Here is an 18,635-nt window from a genome sequence, read left to right on the forward strand (position 1 = left end):
GGGGATGCGCTGCGGCGAGTGCCTACCGGTAGTAGACGGCGAGCGGGTAGTCGCCGTCGTGGCGCACCTGGATGGGGGTGCCGAAGACCTGCTCGAGCGTCTCGGTGGTCATGAGCTCGCTGGGGCTGCCGGAGTGCGCGAGCTGGCCGTCGGTGAGGGCGACGATGTTGTCGGCGTAGGCGGCCGCGAAGTTGATGTCGTGGATGACGATGACGAACGTCTTCCCGAGCTCGTCGGCGGCGCGGCGCAGCTGGCCCATCATGGCGACGGCGTGCTTCATGTCGAGGTTGTTGAGGGGCTCGTCGAGGAGGATGTAGTCGGTGTCCTGGGCGAGCACCATGGCGACGTAGGCGCGCTGGCGCTGCCCGCCGGAGAGCTGGTCGAGGTAGCGGTGCTCGAGTGCCGCCAGGTCGAGGAACTCGATGGCCCGGTCGATGTGCACCTTGTCGTCGGCGGTGAGGCGCCCCTGCGAGTGGGGGAAGCGGCCGAAGCCGACGAGCTCGCGCACCGTGAGCCGGGTGACGAAGTGGTTCTCCTGGCGGAGGATCGAGACGACCTTCGCGAGGTCGCGGCTCTTGGCCTTCGTGACGTCGTGTCCGCCAACGGTGACGGTGCCGGTGCTCGCATCCGTCAGCCTGCCGACGATCGTGAGGAGCGTCGACTTGCCTGCGCCGTTCGGCCCGACGAGCGCCGTGATGCCGCCAGCCGGGATGTCGAGGGTCACGGGGCCGAGCACGGTGGTCTTGCCGTAGGTCTTGGTGACGTTCGAGAGCGAGATCACAGAGCACCCTTTCGGAGGAGGTAGCCAGTCGGAGTCACAGTGCACCTTTGCGGAGGAGGTAGACGATGAAGAACAGGCCGCCGACGAACTCGATGATGATCGAGAGGGACCCGGCCGCGTAGAACACGTGGCGCAGCACGAAGTAGCCGCCGAGCAGCGTCAGCATGCCGAGCAGCATCGCGAACGGGATGACGTGCTTGTGCAGGGAGGAGCCCGTCAGCTGGTAGGCGAGGGTCGCGACGATGAACCCGAAGAACGTCATGGGGCCGACGAGGGTGGTCGAGATGGAGATGAGCACGGCCGTCAGGATGAGGAGCACCGTGACCTTGCGCTTGTAGGCGACGCCGAGGTTGACGGCGGTGTCGCGGCCGAGGGCGAGCACGTCGAGGGTGTGCCGGGTGCGCCAGATGAAGGCGAGCACGACCGCGATGATGAGCGCAGCCCACGGCAGGTACTCGGGGTTCGAGTTGCTGAGGTTGCCGAAGAGCTTCGCGGAGAGCACGTCGAACTCGCTCGGGGTGAGGAGGCGCTGCATGAAGGTGGAGAGCGAGCCGAAGCCCACCCCGAAGACGACGCCGATGAGCAGCATGATGTGCAGGTTGCCGCGTTTGCCGGAGAACAGCCACGTGTAGAGCAGCGTCGCGAAGCCCACCATGAGGAAGCTCTGCAGGAACACCTTGGGCAGGCCGTCGGTGGAGGCGAGGGCGGCGCCGCCGAGGAAGAACACGAGCGCGGTCTGGAAGACGACGTAGATCGCGTCGAACCCCATGATCGAGGGGGTGAGGATGCGGTTGCCGGTCGCGGTGTGGAACAGCACGGTCGCGACGGCCTGGCAGGCGGCGACGACGATGACGGTCGCGACGGTCACGACGCGCAGGTTCACGGCGAGCCAGAAGCCGCGGCTGCCGGGGTCCATGGCGATGTCGTAGGTGAGGACGCCGACGGCGGCGAGGATGACGAGGGCGCCGAGGATGCTGAAGCGCAGCCACAGTCGGGGAGCCTTCGCGGGGCGGCTGGCGTCGCTGACCTGGTCGCCGATGCGACGGGACGTGGATCTCGGAAAGCGGGGCACGGTCTCAGCCATTGCGGCGCATCCGGAGCAGGAGGGTGATGAAGACGGCGGCGCCGACCATGCCGAGGATCATGGAGACGGGCAGCTCGAAGGGCATGCGGATGACGCGGCCGATGATGTCGCAGACGATGATGATGCCGACGCCGAGCACGCACACCCAGGGCAGGTTCGATCTGAGGTTGTCGCCGCGCGCCATGGAGACGAGGTTCGGCACGATGAGCCCGAGGAAGGGCAGGAAGCCGACCACGACGGTGGTGACGCCGGTGGCGATGGCGACGAGGGCCGTGCCGATGAACATGACGAGGGTGTAGTTGAGCCCGAAGTTCGTGGCGATGTCCTTGCCGAGGCCCGCGACGGTGAAGCGGTCGGCGACGAAGTACGCGATGACGACGATGACGGCCACGATCCACAGCACCTCGTAGCGGCCGCGGACGACGCTCGTGAAGCTGCCCATGAACCAGGTGCCGAGCATCTGCAGGTAGTTCGTCTCGATGGCGAGCCAGGTCGTGAAGGCGGAGACGACGGCCCCCAGCATGATGCCGATAAGCGGCACGATGAGGGCGGAGCGGAGGGCGACGCGGCGCAGCACGGCGAGGAACACCATGGTGCCGATGAAGGCGGAGACGCTGGCCATGACCATGCGGGTCGTGAGGCCGGCCGCCGGGGCGACGATGTAGCTCACGAGCAGGCCGAGGGCCGACCACTCGGTGGTGCCGGTCGTCGTGGGCTCCACGAAGCGGTTCTGGGTGAGCAGCTGCAGGATGAGGCCGGAGACGCTCATCGCGCAGCCCGCGAGCACGAGCGAGACGGTGCGGGGGACCCTGGAGATCCAGATCATCTCGCCGCCGAACTCGTTGCCGGCGATGTCGTAGGCGCCGACGAAGAGCGACAGGACGGCGAGACCGGCGACGGTGACGATGCCGATGGGGAGCGCCCCTCGCCGGTTGAGGAGCGGCACGTGCGGCTTCGGCGCGGCTCGGGGCGCCGGCGCTGCTGGGGGTGGGGCTGTTGCTGTCATTCGCTCGCTGTCGTGGGTGACGTGCGGAGGGGTGCCGCGCGGCTGCCGCGGATTGCGCGGCTGTCGCGGCGGGAGACCCCGGGGAGCCCGGGGCCGGTTCGTGCCCCGCCGCTCGGGTGCCGCGAGGGCACCGCGGGAGCGGCGGGGCACGAGAGCCCGGAGCGTGGCTAGCTGCTCGCGCCGGAGAACGCCGCTGCGACGTCCGTGTACAGGCCCGTGTAGGCCTGGATGCCCTCGTCGAGGTAGAAGGACGGGTCGAGGTAGACGATCTGGTTCTTCTGCACGGCTGGCACGTTCTGCAGGGCCTCGGCGCCGGCGATCAGCTCGGCTGCTGCCGTCGCGCCCTCTTCGCCGGTGCCGGCGTCGCGGTCGAGCACGATCATCCACTCGGGGTTGGCCTGGGCGATGGCCTCGACGCTGATGTCGTCGCCGTGGGAGGCGTCTTCAGCGGCCTGGTCGATGGCGGGGGTGAGGCCGATCGTGGGGAAGAGCTGGCCGACACCGCGTCCCTCGCCGGGTGCCGCGTAGGCGATCTCGCCGCCGGAGGTGATGAGCCCGACGACCGTGTCGGTGCCGTTGTAGGCGCTCTTGGCGTCGGCGATGGCGGTGTCGAACGCGGCGACCGTCTCGGCGGCTTCCGCTTCCTTGTCGAAGATCTGGCCGAGGATCTCGACCTGGCGCTTCAGCTCGCTCGTGGCCTCTTCGCCGTCGCGGGGGTTGATCTCGATGGTCTTGGGCTGGATGCCCTTGAGGTCCTCGTAGTAGTCCTGGAAGCGGTAGCCGCCGATGATGAGGTCGGGCTCGGCTTCGATGACGGCCTCGAGGTCTGGCTCGCGGTGGAGGCCGACGTCGAGCACCTCGTCGCCGCCAGCGAGGTCGGGCCAGACGCTCTCCATGAGCGGCTTGGGGGCTGCGACGACGTTGATGCCCCAGTCGCTGAGGGTCTGGAACGTCGTGTTGTCGAGGGCGATGACGCGCTCGGGGTTGACGGGAACCTCGATCTCGCCGTGGTTGTCGGTGATGGTGACGGTTCCGGATGCAGCGGCGGTCTCTTCGGGCGCGGCGCCGGTGGTCGCTGGGGCGCATCCGGCGAGGAGGAGCGCGGAGATGGCGAGCAGGCCGGCACCCTGGATGCGGGCGGCCGTGCGCCGCGTGGAAGTCGTGAGCGTTTCGGGCATGGCGGATCCTCGGTTCGGGGATGTGCTGTGCTGCGCGCACAGGGAGTGGAGCCGTTGCAGGGGCCGCACGGGCGCTTTGGGGGCGGACGGGCCAAGCCTGCGCGTCGCGCTGAACGTCCAACGCGACTCGGCTTTGAGTAAGGCGAGCCTATCTTAAGTTCGGGGCCGTGGTCAGGGGTGGCAGACGGGGAGAAGTCCCCAGGGCGGGGAGATAATGGCGCAATGCCTTTTTCCCGACACGAGCTGATTCCTGGCTGGCGCGACCTCGTGACGATGGGGCCCTATCGACGTGACCACTGGGTGGCGCTGCGGGTTGCGCTGGCGATCGGCGCGCCACTGGTGCTCCTGTGGGCGACCGGATCCATGCAGCTGGCGATCTTCGCCGTGTTCGGCGCATTCACGAGCGTCTACGGTCGCGGGCTGGACGTCTTCGCTCGCCTCCGGCTGCAGTCGATCGCCGCGGGGGCGCTGCTCGTCTCCGTCGGGGTGGGTGCGCTCATTTCCTTGTCGCCCGAGCGCGGGCTGCTCGTGCTGCCCATCGCCGCCGCATGGGCGTTCCTCATGTCCCTCCTCGGCGACCGGGTGCGGTGGGCGCCTCCCGGCCCCATGTTCCAGATCTTCGCCCTCGCCGCGATCGCGGCGCTCGCGGTGGACGGGGCGGTGCTGCTGCGCGGTCTCGGCGTGGCCGTCGTGACGGCCGTGTGGTCGCTGCTCCTCGGCCTCGTGTTCGGCGCGGTCGGGGAGCTCGTGGACAGGGGCCGAGCGGCGCGCGCTGCTGGCGGCGGGGCCGGTGCTCCTGCTCAGGCTCCGGGGCCAGCTTTCTCGGGACCAGCCGCCTCGGGGGCCTCCGCTACGGGTGCACCCGCCTCGGGGGCCTCCGCTGTGGGTTCGCTGTCGACGGGGTCGATCAGGTCGGTTCGTCCGGCGAGGCTGTCGACGGGGTCGATCAGGTCGGTTCGTCCGGCGAGGTCGACGCCGCTGGGGCGTGCGTGGATGTTCGCGGTCGGCACGCTGGTGGCTGGGGCGATTCCGCTGCTGATCGGCATCGGGCATCCGTACTGGGCGATGGTGTCCGCGATCGCCGGTCTGTCGGCGGCGACGGGGTTCCATCGAGTGCTGCGGGCGACGCATCGGCTTGTGGGGACGGTGCTCGGCCTCGGGGCGGCGGCCGTGCTGATGGCGTTCGAGCCGAGCGGCCTGGTCGTGGTGCTGCTGGTGATCGCCCTGCAGGGTGGGGTCGAGCTGTTCATCGTGCGCAACTACACGCTGGGGCTGCTGTTCCTGACGCCGCTTGTGCTGGTCATGGGGCGCCTCGCGGGGGATGTCTCGGCCGGCCAGCTGCTGCTCGAGCGGGGTGTGGAGACGCTCATCGGGGTGGCTGTCGCGGTGGCGATCGCGGTGGTTCTCGAGCGCCTGCCTGCCTCTTCCAAGTTATAAATCACCAGGGGGCTTGCCGCAAGGCCCCGTCGAGGCACCAGAATGAGCGATCGTGACATCTTCTGCTGAAGTCTTTGCCCTCCCGCCCCGCCTTTCTTTCAAGTCCGACCCGGAACTGGTGGGTGCTGATGCTGAGCAGTTCGCTGCGGTCGCTGAGGCGCTGGCCCTGCAGAAGGGCGAGCTCGCGGCGCGGCTCGACGAGCTGCGGCTGACGGAGGGCGGCGCGGGGCAGCAGGCGCTCGATCGGGATACGGAGATCCATCGCCTGTCGCGGCAGCTGCGTGGCCTGGAGCGTTTCGGGGTCGATGCGTGCTTGGGGCGCATGACGCCGGCGGATGGTTCGCCCGACGTGTATGTCGGCCGGTTCGGTCTCGCCGACGAGGCCGGGCGTCGACTGCTCATCGACTGGCGTGTGCCGGCGGCTGAGCCCTTCTTCGCGGCGACGCACGCGAATCCGCTCGGCCTGGCGAGTCGCCGACGGTACCGCTGGAACGTGGAGCGGGTCGTCGACTACTGGGATGAGGTGTTCGTGCCCGGAGATCTCGTCGGGCGTGTGGCGCTGGACGACCAGTCGTCGTTCATCGCGAGTCTCGGGTCGGCGAGGTCGGGGGAGATGCGGGACGTGCTCGGCACGATCCAGGCCGATCAGGACGCGATCATCCGTGCCCCTTCGCGGGGTGCGCTGGTCGTGGATGGCGGGCCCGGCACCGGCAAGACGGTTGTGGCGCTGCACCGCACGGCGTTCCTGCTGTACTCGGACCCCCGCTTCAAGCAGGGGCGCGGCGGGGTGCTGTTCGTGGGCCCGAGCCGCCCGTACCTGAACTATGTGGCGAACGTGCTGCCGAGCCTCGGCGAGGACAGCGTGCAGCTGTGCACGCTCCGCGACCTGCTCCCGGAGGGAGCCGACGCGCGGGAGGAGACCGATGCATCCGTCGCCCGGCTGAAGTCGTCGCTCGACCTGGTGCGGGCCGTCGGCAAGGCGGTGCGGTACCACCAGCGTCCGCCGCGGGCGCCGTTCTCGGTGACGACGACGGACTCGCAGGAGCTGACCCTGGATGCCCGCGACTGGGCGGAGGCGTTCGTGGCGTACGAGCCCGGGCTCACGCACAACGAGGCTCGTGAGCAGGTGTGGGAGGAGGTGCTGCGGCTCCTCGTCGACAAGCGCTCGCCGCAGGCTTCCGAGCACGCGGTGCGGGCGTCGCTGGTGCGTGATGAGCGGTTGCGGGCCGCGTTCGCGAAGGCGTGGCCGCTGCTCGACCCGGCTTCCGTGATCGCCGACCTCTGGTCGGTGCCGGCGTACCTGCAGTGGTGCGCCCCAGAGCTGAGCGCTGAACAGGTTCGGGCGCTGCAGCGGGCGGATGCTCGCTCATGGACCGTCTCGGATCTCCCGCTCATCGACGCGGCGAGGCGACTCACGGGCGACCCGAACGAGTTCCGGCAGCGGGCCCGGCGGGCCGAGGCACTGGTGTCGCAGCAGGAGAACATGTCGCACGTGGTCGACAACCTCATCGAGGGCGACGACGACGGCGAGGGTGTCGTCACGATGCTCCGGGTCGAGGATGCGCAGCACTCGCTCATCGACGAGGATTCCCTGCCCCCGGTCGACTTCGACGAGCTGGCTGGCCCCTTCGCGCACGTGGTGATCGACGAGGCGCAGGAGCTCACCGATGCCGAGTGGGCGATGCTGCTTGCGCGGTGCCCCTCGCGCAGCTTCACGGTCGTCGGCGACCGGGCGCAGGCGAGGCACGGCTTCCGCGAGACGTGGGAGGAGCGTCTGCGAGGCATCGGCCTGCCGAAGGTCGAGGTGGCGCAGCTCACGATCAACTACCGCACGCCGGAGGAGGTCATGGCTGAAGCTGCGCCCGTCATCCTGGCGGCGCTCCCGGATGCCAACGTTCCGGTGTCGGTGCGCAGCAGCGGGCTGCCCGTCGTGCACGGATCGGTCGCTGACCTCCAGCAGGTGCTGGATGCGTGGCTGGACGAGAACCTCGAGGGAATCGCCTGCGTCATCACGGCCGTCGGGAGCGAGAGCGGTGGCGGTGATGGCCCGAGCGAAGTCGAGTTCGACAACCGAGGCCGGGTGCGCTCGCTCACTCCGGAGACGGCGAAGGGCCTCGAGTTCGACCTGGTCGTGCTCGTGGATCCCGAGCAGTTCGGGACCGGGATCGAGGGTGCCGTCGACCGGTACGTCGCCATGACCCGGGCCACGCAGCGCCTCGTGGTGCTGACCACCGACTGACTCGGCGGGCCGTGTCGCCGCTGCGGTTGCTGCGGCCGCCACGGTGCGTGTGACCTCTGTCGACAGCCTCGGAGGGGGTGTCAGCATCGGTCACGCCGCCACGGCGAAGTACTCGGCCTTGTCGAAGTGGCGCACGCCCTCGCGCGACGCGAGGAGCTGCGCGCGCACGGAGAGCTCGCGCACCTCGCACGCGATGCCGAGCGCGGCTGCCCACAGCCGCTCGTCTGGCGTGGAGTCGCCAGGGCCTGGCCGCTCCCACGTGAGGATGATGCTCGCGGCCCGCAGCTCGGCGACCATCTCGGCGATGGCGCCCGCGATCTTCTCGAGGTGCGGATACGTGGGCCTGTTCGGGTAGGCCTCGATCGGCATGAGCACTGGGAGGGCGAGGTCGTCGGCGTCGAGGAACATGAGCCAGAGCTGGCGCCGGTAGGCCTCTCCGACGAGGCCGGTCACGTGACGGAGCACCTCCTCGTCGGTGATGATGGGCTCGGTCATCGGGGCTGGGATCGCTGTCATGCGACGAGTGTGCGGGCGACGAACGGGCCGGAACCGCGCTGCCCTCGCGCCTGTGGAAGGTGCGCGTCCACAGGCCGCGCGTCTGCGGAGTCGCCCCTCGCCCGCGCGGTCCATGCGAGAGCATCTGTTACGCCCGTCTGGCTGGGCTCTTGGCAGCGGAGCCGCGCCGTGTGAAGCTGACGGGGTGACGACTTCCCCCGCCGGCAACCAGGTTTCGCGACGCCTGCTGCATGGGCCGCGCGATCCCGGCGACGCGTGGGTGTATTCCGAGACCGGACAGCGCTACTGGGGCCGGTTCGGTGCCGCAGGGCTCGTGGCCGTCGACCCGCAGCGCGGCATCCTGCTCCAGCATCGCGCCGAGTGGAGCCATCACGGCGGCACGTGGGGCATCCCGGGCGGGGCGCTGCACGAGGGCGAATCCCCGGCCGTCGGCGCCCTCCGGGAGGCCGCAGAGGAAGCGGGTGTGCCGTGCGGCTTCGTCTCGCCGCTCTTCACGAGCGTGCTGGAGCTGGGCTTCTGGCGGTACACGACGCTCGTCGCTCGCGTCGTCGAGCCGTTCGATCCGGTCATCGCCGACGCGGAGAGCCTCGAGCTGCGCTGGGTTCCCATCGACGAGGTGGACAAGCTGCCGCTGCACCACGGCTTCGCAGCCTCCTGGCCTGCGCTGCGGGCCGCCCTCGAGGTGCGCCCGGCGGTTGTCGTCGACGCGGCGAACGTGGTCGGCTCGGTCCCCGACGGCTGGTGGCGAGACCGTGCGGGCGCAGCCGAGCGGCTGCTGTCGAAGGTCGAGGCCTTCGCTCGAGCCGGAGCGGCCCTGCCTGCGTCGTCCGGATCCACGTCGATGACGTCCGGCGTCTCGGCCGAAGATTTGGGGCTGGGCGGCACGAGCTGGTTCCCGGAGTTCGCGGTTGTCGTCGAGGGCGCCGCGCGGGAGATCCGCGGCCCGTCGGACGACGAGGCACAGCACGCCCAGGTTCGAGTGGTGCGCGCGAGCGCGTCAGGGGATGACGCGATTGTCGATGAGGCACGTCGCCGGGTCGATGGGGGCGAGACCGTGACGGTCGCCACGAGCGATCGCGAGCTCAGCGAACGCGTCGCGGCCGTCGGCGCGACCGTGAAGGGTGTCGGCTGGCTGCGTGAGCTGATCGGCTACGGCGCTCGCCGCTAGAGCACACGCCTTTCGTCTCGCTCCCAGGCGCCGCGCCGGGAGTGCACGGCGGGCATCCGGGAGACACGAGGGGGATTCGGAGGCCCCGTGCGTACGGTCGCCGGGTCCCGTCAGCGGGAGCGCCCAACGACGGGCGCGACGACGCGCACGATCTGATCCCCCGAGGAGCAACACATGACCGACCACACGACGCACGACGGCCACGGAACCCACTCGAACGCTTCGCATGCCGACGAGGTTGCGAAGATCGCGAAGCTCGTCAAGGAGTTCAGCTTCGCCATGCTCACGACGATCGAGGGCTCGGGGTCGCTGGTCGCGCATCCGCTCACGATTCAGGAGGCGGAGTTCGACGGCGACCTGTGGTTCCTCATCCAGAAGGACTCGACGACGGTCCGCAACCTCGCAGCGGATGCTCGAGCCGGGGTCTCACTGAGCTCGAACGACTCGTGGGTCTCGCTCTCCGGGACGGCGGGGGTCGTGGATGCGCCGGAGAAGCTGCGCGAGCTCTGGAACCCTGCGGCCGAGGCGTGGTTCCCTGACGGACCCGAGGACCCGAACGTGGGCGTCCTGAAGTTCACGGCGAGCGGTGGCGAGTACTGGGACACCCCGGGCGGCCGCATCGCGACGGTCTTCAGCTTCATCAAGTCGAAGGTCTCCGGAGAGCCCATCGAGGGGGACAGCGGCAAGGTCCAGCTCTAAGCGGCGCGGAGTCGGCTCGGAGCCGGACTCCTCTGACTCCCTCGACCACGAGCACCACGCGGTGCGGTTCATGGTCGGGGGCGTTTGCCGTGGCCGCGACGCATCGATCGCCTCTGGCACTCGAGAGCGTCAACATCCACGCCGCATTCAGTTAGATCGTTTAGCTTCTTTGCATGTCCTCCGATCTTCTCCGCCGTCTGTTCGTGACCGTCTCCGGAATCCTCTGCGTCGTCGGGACCCTCTACGGGGTGGGTCTCTTCGGCGGCACTGAGGTCAATCAGTCGTCGAGCGGCAACCTCTCCGCCGACGCAACGCTCATCGCCCCGGCCGGCACGGCCTTCTCGATCTGGTCGGTCATCTACCTCGGCCTGTTCGCCTACGTCGTCTGGCAGTGGCTGCCGAAGCAGGCCACGTCGGCCAAGGCTCGCTCCACGGGCTGGCTGGCCGCGCTGTCGATGCTCCTGAACGCCGGATGGCTCCTTGTCACTCAGTTCGGCCTGATCTGGGTGAGCGTCGTCGTCATCGTCGCGCTGCTCGCCGTGTGCATCGCGCTGGTGAGCCGCATCGCCGCGCGCCCTGCCGAGAACTGGGGCGAGCGCCTCGCGGTCGACACGACCTTCGGCCTCTACCTCGGCTGGGTGTCGGTTGCGACCCTCGCGAACCTCGGGGCGGCCATCGTCTCGACCGGGGTGGCTGCGGAGAGCACGCTCGGCGAGATCTCGACCACCGCGGCCCTCGTCGCCGTCCTCGGACTCGCGACGTTCTACGTGTGGCGATGGAAGAACCTCGCCGTGTCAGCGGCCATCATCTGGGGTGTCGCCTGGGTTGGCTTCGGGCGGCTCGCGGATGCGCCCGAGTCGACGCTCGTCGGCGTCGTCGCCCTTGCGGTCGCGATCCTCATCGCCGTCACGGGGGTGCTCGCCAAGTCGATCGACTCGCGCAACGCGAGCAACCAGCAGGCCGCCCTGGCCTAGGTCCCTGCCTCGAATGGCCCAGTCACCGCTTCCGCGGTGGCTGGGCCATTCTGCGTGCCATGTGCTGCGCTCCCGCGGGACACGATGTCGCTAGCATTCGAGTATGGAAGCTACCGATGGAGCCCTTCTTCGAGACGAGACGTGTGCTCCAGCCCGCGGCGAGCGCTGGATGCGAGTCCCACGATGAGGGTCGCGCTCCACTCGGAGATCAAGCCGGGATCGATCGAGGGGTACCGCGCGACCCACGCCGTCGTGCCTGACGAGCTCATGGCCGCGTTCGACCGGGTCGGCATCCGTAGCTGGACGATATTCCGCTCCGGGCATCGGCTCTTCCACGACGTGATCTGCGATGACTGGGATGCGGCCATCGCCGCGCTCGACGTCGATCCCGCGAATGTGAGCTGGCAGGAGGACATCGGACGCTTCGTCGAGTTGTATCGAGACTCCGATGGTGAGGAGGGCTTCTCCCCGCTCGAGCTCGTATGGGATCTCGAGGCGCAGAAACACGGCGGCTGACGCGCGGAATGCGCCGGTTCTCTCATCCGTTCTCGGCGTTTCCAACTTGCTCCCGGAACGATCATGGGCTTACACTCGAATCCTTGGGGGATGCGTTCTTGAGACGCCTTGTCTGGTGCAATTCCAGAGTCCTCCACCAATCTTTTCTGGTGAGTTTTCCTCTCACTGGATCTAGGCTCTGGCCATGAGCGGTATCGAAGGCGATTCCCCAACTGCCGGGCCATCCCTTGAGCGCGGTCTCAGCAACCGACACATTCAGCTGATCGCTATCGGCGGTGCGATCGGAACGGGACTCTTCCTGGGTTCCGGCATCGGCATCCATAAGGCTGGCCCGTCGATTCTGCTCGTGTATGTCGTCGTCGGGGCGATGCTGTTCGTGATGATGCGGGCGATGGGGGAGCTGCTGCTCTCGAATCTCGGCTATCGCACCTTCCAGGACTTCGCCGCCGACTATCTCGGTGAATGGGCGCGCTTCTTCATCGGCTGGACGTATTGGCTGTGTCTCATCTCGATCGCGACGGCCGACATGGTGGGCGTGCAGACGTATGCGAGGTTCTGGTGGCCGGATCTTCCCGGTTGGGTGCCGATGGTCATCGCGGTCGCGTTTGTGCTGGCGTTGAATCTCATCGCCGTGAAGGCGTTCGGAGAGGCCGAGTTCTGGTTCGCGCTCATCAAGGTGGTCACGATTCTTGGGCTGATCGTGGTCGGCATCTTCCTCATCGCGACGGCGTTCACGGCTCCGAACGGGGATACGGCGAGCGTGGCGCATCTGTGGGACGACGGCGGCTTCTTCCCGAACGGTCTCATCGGGTTCCTTGGTGGCTTCCAGATCGCGATCTTCGCGTTCGCGGGTATCGAGCTCGTCGGCACGACGGCGGCCGAGGCGAAGGATCCGGAGAAGAACCTGCCGAAGGCGATCAACCAGGTGCCGATGCGCATCCTCTTCTTCTATGTGCTCGCGCTCGGCGTCATCATGTGCGTGACGCCGTGGAGCGAGATCGACCCGAGCGAGAGCCCATTCGTGGCGCTCTTCCTGCTCATCGGTCTCGGTGGGGCGGCAGCCCTCATCAACGCCGTGGTGATGACGTCGGCGGTGTCAGCCGCGAACAGCGGCTTCTTCTCTTCGAGTCGTATGGCCTACGGCCTCGCGACGAGGAGGCAGGCTCCCGCGATGTTCGGGAAGCTGACGCGGACAGCCGTGCCTGGCCGTGCCCTGCTGCTGTCGTGTGGGGTCGTGCTGCTGGGCGGATCGCTCGGGTTGATCTTCGACGACGCGTTCCAGCTCGTCACGGCGGTCTCGTCGATTCTCTTCATCTTCGTGTGGTCGATGATCCTCGCGTCGTACCTCGTGTACCGGCGCCGCCGTCCGGAGCTGCATGCCGCATCCGCCTACCGGCTGCGTTTCGGGGTGCCGCTCTCGTGGGTGGTGCTCGGGTTCTTCGTCTTCATGCTCGTGGTGCTCGGCATGTTCGACGACACTCGGGGGCCGCTGCTGTTGACCCCGGTGTGGTTCGTCGTTCTCGGCATCGCGTGGATGCTCGTGAGGCGTCGGGTGGGGCGCGTTGCGGAAGCGCGTGACGCTGTGGGGTCGGCCCGCCCCTAGCTGTCGCTCGTGAGCGTGGTGGCCGAGGGCTGGCGGAAGCTCGTTCAGGTGCCGGTAGAGAGTCCGAGCACGGGGTAGAGCACGTCGAAGCCCTGGGTGAGGCCGCCGCTGACGGCGTCGCCGCCGTGGTCGGCGCCCTGCACGAGGAACAGGGTTGTGGCGATGCCGACTGCCTCGGCCGCTTGCGAGACGGCCGTTGCCGCCGCGGCGAACGTGGGGTCTTCGCTGCCGGCGGTGAAGATCGCGGTCATACCGGAGTAGCTGCCGGCGGGGGCAGCCTTCATGATGTTGATGGGCTTCGAGGCTTCGAAAGCGGTCGTGTCGCCGCCGTAGATGTCGGCGGTCGCAGCATCCGCGCCCTCGGAACCGGGGAACTCCTCGCCCGAGACGCTGATGACGTTCTTGAAGAGGTCGGGGTGCTTTGCGCCGTATTTCGCGGCGCATCCGCCGCCGTTCGAGTAGCCGGCGATGGTCCAGTACTTGGGGTCTTTGATGACGTTGAGGTTCGCGTTCGCCCAGTTGACGACGTCCGTTGTGATGTAGGTCTCGGCGTTCCCGTATTTGGCGGAGTCGGCGCAGGCCGGGTCCTGGACGCCGGCGGCGCCGAGTTGGTCGGCGATGATGACGATCGGCGCGAGGCCGTTGTTCTTGGCCGCGAACTCGTCGAGCACGTCGCTGATGATCGTGCCGTCGGGGTTTCCCGGGTACCCCATCATCATGATGACCACGGGGAGAGCGGGGGCGTTGTCGACCAGAGCCGCCGGGGGCAGGTAGATGCCCGCGTCTCGCGCGACGAAGCCGGATTCGGTCCCGGGGATGGGGGCCGAGCCGCGCTCGCCGACGGAGGGCATGTTGCTGGGTGCCTGCCAGGTTGCCGCGATGGGCTGCGCGGGGGCGGCCCGATTGTCTGGGTTGGAGTCCGGGAGTGAGATCTGCGCTTCTTCGACGTCGCCGAAGACGGAGCCGAGTGTGGGGTTGAGGCCGTAGAACGCGTTGATGCCGGTTGCTCCCGCGAGGAGGTAGGCGAGGATGGCGACGCTCGCGACGACCTTGCGCCACGGCTTCGCGTCCGGGAAGGAGGCGATGGCGAGGCCGACGCCCGCGAACATGGCGGTCGTCCACACGCCCACCATGAGGGGCAGGTTCACGCCGAAGAGGTCGAGCAGGTTGCCGGCGAAGTAGGTGCCCATGCCGAGAAGCGCTCCCGCGACGGCGCCGATGGAGGCGCGCACGAACCACTTCGGGTCGGGGTCCCGCACGAGCAGCGTGATCGTGAGGGCGACCGCGACGAGGTAGATGATCCACATCGCGGGCGAGTCGACGATGGGCAGCTCGAGAATGGCGCTCATGCGCGCGCGGGGAACGACATCTGGTGCTCCTTCGTACGAAGCGCTACGGGGATTCTGGTGAATCTCGGGTGCCGGTGGACTCAACTTCTCACACGGGGTGAGAGAAAGCTACACGCGAAGGCGGAGCGAATTGCTGGGTGGCGATGGGTGGATGTGGGGCTGAGATCACGCACAAGCGCTCGGCCGGGACCGCGGGTCGCCGCGGAGGCTTCCGAGTCGACGGCATCGGCGCTACGTTTCGAGGGTGAGCACCCCAGGGAAGGTCGACGAGCCCGTCGACGAGCGCCAGCGCGACGTACCGCTCGGCGTCGTCATGGTGGGCATGGCGGCGGTCGCCTGGTGGCCGGCGTTCACGCTCGGAGCGTGGGGAGAGGTGTTCTTCGACGACATCCTCGGGTTCTGGGCGGCATCGACAGCCGCGTTCGTGTTCGTGCTCCTCGAACGGCGGAGGGTGTGGGGCAGGCTGTGGCGCGCGGGGCTGCTGCTCGTGCCGACGATGTGGCTGGTCCTCAACTTCCTCGTCGACGACGACTCGGGCAACCTGGGTGTCGCCTTCGTGGACCTCGCCGCGATCCTCGTCGTGCTCGTGTGCGTGCCCTTCACCCTCTGGGTGCTGCTGCGCATCGTGTGGCCCGACTTCGTCGACCGCACCTCACTGCATCGGCGTTGGCTGATCGTCGCCGTGGTCGGCGGCATCGTCGTGGTGGCCTACGTGCTCGGCCTCAACCAGGCGCACTTCCTCACCTGCGACGACTTCGCCATCAGCGGGAACTCGCTGCCGCCGGGGTGCGTGCAGACGAGCTGACTTGTTTTCCCGCCCTCACGCGAGGACCAGTCGCCTCTATGGTTGGAAGCTGATCGCTGCACGGGGGAGAAGCTTGATGACGTCGATCTATGTCAACCGTCAGCGCAGTATCGAAGCTGACCCGCAGGCACGAAAAGCCCTCGAGACGCTCTTCAGGCGGATGCTCAAATTCGGTGCGGATTCCGCGCCCGGGCTTGAGCGTGTTCCCGGGGCAACAGACTCGCGGGCGCGACTGGTGGCTCTCGATGGCGGATACTCGGCGCTGGTCTTCGTGCTCGAGGTGTCGCCGGCTTCGAGCGCCGCGGTAATCGCCGGGATATGGCCTGCAGTTATCGCCCGAGAGAAGGCACGCACTTTGGTGCTGCAGCTGAACCCGGTCAACGGTCTGCCTGAACTCGAGCAGGCGGCGAGCCCCGAGGCCGCAATCGAACGCCGCGCTGAGATGCAGCGCATGATGCGTTCGAACGCTGAGCGGTGTTCTGAGCACTTTGCGCCATTGAGCGAAGAGGAACAATCGGAGCCGGGGAACGCCCCAGAGCTCACAGACAAATCTGAAGCCTCGGACGACGCTGACGCTCAGTGGAGGGCAGCCACCGAACGAGTGATGGTGGAAGCTGCAGCCAAGGGGGATCCAATTGATGAGGCCCTTGGTGAGTGGATCGGTTCGCGAACGCAGAGCGGCGAGGTGACGGCCGTGTTCGTGACGTTCGAGCAGATGCGTGCCTTCGAGCAGGGGCAGCAAGACCAGAATGTGGATGGCTTCGAAGGTATCCATGGTCGTTTCCCGCCCATGGACGTCGAGCGGCGAATCGGTTTGCCTCGAGAACTCTTCGCGCGTGCATGGGATGCACGAACCCAGAGCGCCTTCGACGCGGTTGTCGACTCCTGCGAGAACGAATGGCAACGTCTCGTGTTGACTCGCATGCTTGTGCAGCCGACGGTCGACGACGTTCTGGCCGAGTTCTCTCTCGAGATTCAGGTGGTGCCGTCGGACCCGGAGCCCACGGCAGAGCAGTGGGATTCTTACGAGAGAGATGTCGAAGCTACCCGAGACCGCTGGGACGCGGGCCAATTCGTCGACGAGCCTGAGGTGCCGGAGCCGCCGTACCTGGTAGAACTTAGTCTCCCCGCATCAGACGCTGAGATCATTGCGTCCTTCGAGCATCCGACTGCTCGACTGCAGTTTCAACGCTCTCGCTCTTGACCCGCTGTTGGTTCGAGACCCGGTGACGATTTGGCTACTCGCAGCCGATGCCGTCACCGTCGCGGTCGAGGTGTGGGCCGTAGCCAGGATCCCCGGAGTAGACGGGTGCTGCGCCTGCGTCGCGAGCTGCGGTGCAGTTCTTGTAGTAAACGTTTGACGGCTGCTCGACGGGTTCCGCGGCGAGCGGCACTGGCGCCGTTTCGGGTTCAGGTGCGGGCTCCGGCGCCGCGGGCGCCGCTTCGGGAACGCTGACTTCTTCAGCTGGGACGACAACTTCAGGGGTCGCTGTGACGGTGACTGTCACCGTCTCGACGGGAAGCGTGGCCGTCGCCGTGACGGTGACCGTTGGGGCTGGCTCGGCGACTGGCTCGCTCGCGGACGCGCATCCACTGAGCACTCCGAACGCGACGATCGAAAGGGCCGCTGCCGCAGCCAAGAGGGTGTGGCGGGGCAGGCGCGACTTAGGGGCGCGAGGGGAGTGCACGATGAGGGGCTCCAGAGATGGGGGAGAGCGAGGAAGACCGGGCGAGCATATGCGACCAGAGTTCATGTCGTGAATTGCCCGGGTGCTGGGTAATTGGGTGCTCAGCTCTGAGCGGAGAGGGAGAACGCGCGTGTGGCTTGAACTCGACGCACCCGCGAGCTTTTCCTCGTGCACGGCTATGGCTAGTCTAGAAACGTGGATTTCCCCTGGCCCATACGCATCGGTGAGACCCTTCGGCGACGCCGAATCCACGAGATGCTGGGCGGGCAACAACAGCAGGGAATATCGACTCCCCGTGGAAACCCGAATATCCTCATCTTCACGGACCCCAAGAAGGGGCAGCGATATGGGTACGACCTCCACGAAGGCCTCCGCGCCGACGGAATCTACGCGTATACGGGTGAAGGAACCCTCGGTAATCAGCAGTTTCTTCGCGGAAACGCAGCCATCATGTCCTCTGTGCAAGATGGTCGACTGATCAGGCTCTTCACAGTGCGGGGAGTTGATGCCACCTACGTCGGCGCTTTCACCCTTGCTGACCCGGCGTTCGAGTACCAGGAGATACCGGACGTAGAAGGGGGATCCCGCCGCGGCATCATTTTCCTACTCGCTCCGGTCGACGCGGACGTGGCGCGGCTCATGCCGAGTGGCGCGCCCGAGGCTGAACAAGTCGTCATCGCTGATTGGGTCATGCCCGAATGGGGAGGCTTCACTGTCGAGCTGCAGCCTCGTGAACTGGAGATATCGAGGGTCGAATTCAATCTCCAGGCAGCATTCGGAACCTGGCTGAAGTCAAAGAACCATGTGGTTCAGTCTATGTCGCTGACAGTCGGAAACACTCGGATCCGTCCAGACTTCTACGACAGCACCGCGGGCGAAGTCATCGAGGCGAAGAAATCCACCGCTCGCTCGTACGTTCGCACGGCCATTGGGCAGTCGCTCGACTACGCGCACAATGCGCGGCGAGCCGGCTACCCCGTGAAACCGGCGATCCTCATGCCAGGTCGCATGGAAGACGACCTCTCAGAGCTCTGTCGCGAGCTCAACGTTCGGGTCCACACGCGCGTGGGAGAGGGTTTCGTCGAAAGCGACTGGTGAACGGGGCGTTTCGGCTCAGCCGACGCTCCGTATGAGTGCCCCCACAGTTGGAAGATCTGGTTTCGCCCATTCGAGAGCCGCGAGCTGGCTAATCGGGACCCAGCGCAGAAGATCGTGGTCCGTGCTGCTGCTGGGCTCAGTTTCAAGAGCCTCGACGAAATAGCAGCTGAGGTCGATGGTCACATCTTGCAGCGTCGTCCTCGAACGATCGACGAGTTCTAGAACGTTGACCTGGATGGAAAGTTCCTCCGAAATCTCCCGAGCAAGCGCCACCTCGTGTGTCTCGCCAGGTTCCACTTTGCCACCGGGGAACTCCCATGATCCGGCCCCACTTTTGTCCGAGCCTCGTCTGCAAGCGAGCACGTTTCCATCTTGAAGAAAAACGCCCGCGACGACTGTAATCGTTGTCTCGCGTCCGGTGGTCACGTTGACAGTCTGGTCCAACTTTCGTGCGTCGGCGAGTTGTGGCAGTCGATACCGTGACTTTGCCCCCA

Annotated in this window: 18 protein-coding genes; 10 read left to right on the plus strand and 8 right to left on the minus strand. The window is 67.3% G+C overall.

From position 1 onward, the window contains the following. Positions 1–22 precede the first annotated feature (22 nt). The 4 genes from ITJ61_RS01090 to ITJ61_RS01105 all read right to left on the minus strand — a co-directional run bounded on the left by ITJ61_RS01090 (position 23) and on the right by ITJ61_RS01105 (position 4,049). Entirely contained in the window at positions 23–781 is a 759-nt protein-coding gene (locus tag ITJ61_RS01090; RefSeq protein WP_194685239.1) for an ABC transporter ATP-binding protein, read from the minus strand. A gap of 34 nt (positions 782–815) precedes the next feature. After that, positions 816–1,865 (minus strand): iron chelate uptake ABC transporter family permease subunit, encoded by a 1,050-nt coding sequence (locus ITJ61_RS01095; RefSeq protein ID WP_194685240.1) that lies wholly within the window; start codon positions 1,863–1,865, stop codon positions 816–818. Further along, entirely contained in the window at positions 1,858–2,871 is a 1,014-nt protein-coding gene (locus tag ITJ61_RS01100; protein ID WP_104341156.1) for an ABC transporter permease, read from the minus strand. Before ITJ61_RS01100 ends, ITJ61_RS01095 begins: the two co-directional genes overlap by 8 nt. A 167-nt stretch (positions 2,872–3,038) precedes the next feature. Next, positions 3,039–4,049: a siderophore ABC transporter substrate-binding protein gene (locus tag ITJ61_RS01105; protein ID WP_194685241.1), complete on the minus strand. Its 1,011-nt coding sequence runs from the start codon at positions 4,047–4,049 to the stop codon at positions 3,039–3,041. A 222-nt stretch (positions 4,050–4,271) separates the two neighbouring features. Here ITJ61_RS01105 and ITJ61_RS01110 point away from each other — a divergent pair, with 222 nt between their 5' ends. Next, positions 4,272–5,486 (plus strand): FUSC family protein, encoded by a 1,215-nt coding sequence (locus ITJ61_RS01110; RefSeq protein ID WP_194685242.1) that lies wholly within the window; start codon positions 4,272–4,274, stop codon positions 5,484–5,486. Between the two features lie 49 nt (positions 5,487–5,535). Next, a complete protein-coding gene (gene helR / locus ITJ61_RS01115; protein ID WP_194686666.1) occupies positions 5,536–7,725 on the plus strand; it encodes an RNA polymerase recycling motor ATPase HelR in 2,190 nt (729 codons plus the stop codon). Positions 7,726–7,815: 90 nt separating this feature from the next. Here the strand turns inward: helR and ITJ61_RS01120 are convergent, their stop codons facing one another. Further along, the gene (locus ITJ61_RS01120; RefSeq protein WP_146081330.1) at positions 7,816–8,241 is read right to left on the minus strand and encodes a hypothetical protein; all 426 of its coding nucleotides are present in this window, start codon (positions 8,239–8,241) and stop codon (positions 7,816–7,818) included. 184 nt (positions 8,242–8,425) lie between these two features. On the opposite strand from ITJ61_RS01120, the gene ITJ61_RS01125 reads away from it, so the two are divergent. From ITJ61_RS01125 to ITJ61_RS01145, 5 genes are all read left to right on the plus strand, one after another. Further along, on the plus strand, positions 8,426–9,409 hold the full coding sequence (locus ITJ61_RS01125) for an NUDIX hydrolase (protein WP_323744279.1): 984 nt from the start codon (positions 8,426–8,428) through the stop codon (positions 9,407–9,409). Positions 9,410–9,583: 174 nt separating this feature from the next. Beyond that, positions 9,584–10,108: a pyridoxamine 5'-phosphate oxidase family protein gene (locus ITJ61_RS01130; RefSeq protein ID WP_194685244.1), complete on the plus strand. Its 525-nt coding sequence runs from the start codon at positions 9,584–9,586 to the stop codon at positions 10,106–10,108. A gap of 173 nt (positions 10,109–10,281) precedes the next feature. Continuing rightward, the gene (locus ITJ61_RS01135) at positions 10,282–11,082 is read left to right on the plus strand and encodes a tryptophan-rich sensory protein (protein ID WP_181057890.1); all 801 of its coding nucleotides are present in this window, start codon (positions 10,282–10,284) and stop codon (positions 11,080–11,082) included. Positions 11,083–11,265: 183 nt separating this feature from the next. Further along, positions 11,266–11,598, plus strand: coding sequence for an L-rhamnose mutarotase (locus ITJ61_RS01140; protein ID WP_181062915.1), 333 nt, complete (start codon positions 11,266–11,268; stop codon positions 11,596–11,598). A 184-nt stretch (positions 11,599–11,782) separates the two neighbouring features. Then, on the plus strand, positions 11,783–13,201 hold the full coding sequence (locus ITJ61_RS01145) for an amino acid permease (RefSeq protein WP_194685245.1): 1,419 nt from the start codon (positions 11,783–11,785) through the stop codon (positions 13,199–13,201). A 44-nt stretch (positions 13,202–13,245) separates the two neighbouring features. Here the strand turns inward: ITJ61_RS01145 and ITJ61_RS01150 are convergent, their stop codons facing one another. Continuing rightward, positions 13,246–14,550, minus strand: a complete 1,305-nt coding sequence (locus ITJ61_RS01150) for an alpha/beta hydrolase (protein WP_194685246.1) — start codon at positions 14,548–14,550, stop codon at positions 13,246–13,248. Between the two features lie 244 nt (positions 14,551–14,794). Here ITJ61_RS01150 and ITJ61_RS01155 point away from each other — a divergent pair, with 244 nt between their 5' ends. Both ITJ61_RS01155 and ITJ61_RS01160 read left to right on the plus strand, forming a co-directional pair. Further along, entirely contained in the window at positions 14,795–15,355 is a 561-nt protein-coding gene (locus tag ITJ61_RS01155; protein ID WP_323744280.1) for a hypothetical protein, read from the plus strand. A gap of 76 nt (positions 15,356–15,431) precedes the next feature. Further along, a complete protein-coding gene (locus ITJ61_RS01160; RefSeq protein ID WP_194685247.1) occupies positions 15,432–16,559 on the plus strand; it encodes a hypothetical protein in 1,128 nt (375 codons plus the stop codon). A gap of 34 nt (positions 16,560–16,593) precedes the next feature. Here ITJ61_RS01160 and ITJ61_RS01165 read toward each other — a convergent pair whose 3' ends face one another. Next, entirely contained in the window at positions 16,594–17,043 is a 450-nt protein-coding gene (locus ITJ61_RS01165) for an excalibur calcium-binding domain-containing protein (RefSeq protein ID WP_323744281.1), read from the minus strand. Between the two features lie 195 nt (positions 17,044–17,238). Between ITJ61_RS01165 and ITJ61_RS01170 the strand changes: the two genes are divergently transcribed. Continuing rightward, a complete protein-coding gene (locus tag ITJ61_RS01170; RefSeq protein WP_194685249.1) occupies positions 17,239–18,141 on the plus strand; it encodes a hypothetical protein in 903 nt (300 codons plus the stop codon). A 15-nt stretch (positions 18,142–18,156) separates the two neighbouring features. Here ITJ61_RS01170 and ITJ61_RS01175 read toward each other — a convergent pair whose 3' ends face one another. After that, on the minus strand, positions 18,157–18,567 hold the full coding sequence (locus ITJ61_RS01175; protein WP_323744282.1) for a (deoxy)nucleoside triphosphate pyrophosphohydrolase: 411 nt from the start codon (positions 18,565–18,567) through the stop codon (positions 18,157–18,159). Between the last annotated feature and the right edge of the window lie 68 nt (positions 18,568–18,635).

Origin of the sequence: Pseudoclavibacter sp. VKM Ac-2888 (assembly GCF_015351285.1) — a bacterium.
Lineage (GTDB): Bacteria > Actinomycetota > Actinomycetes > Actinomycetales > Microbacteriaceae > Pseudoclavibacter.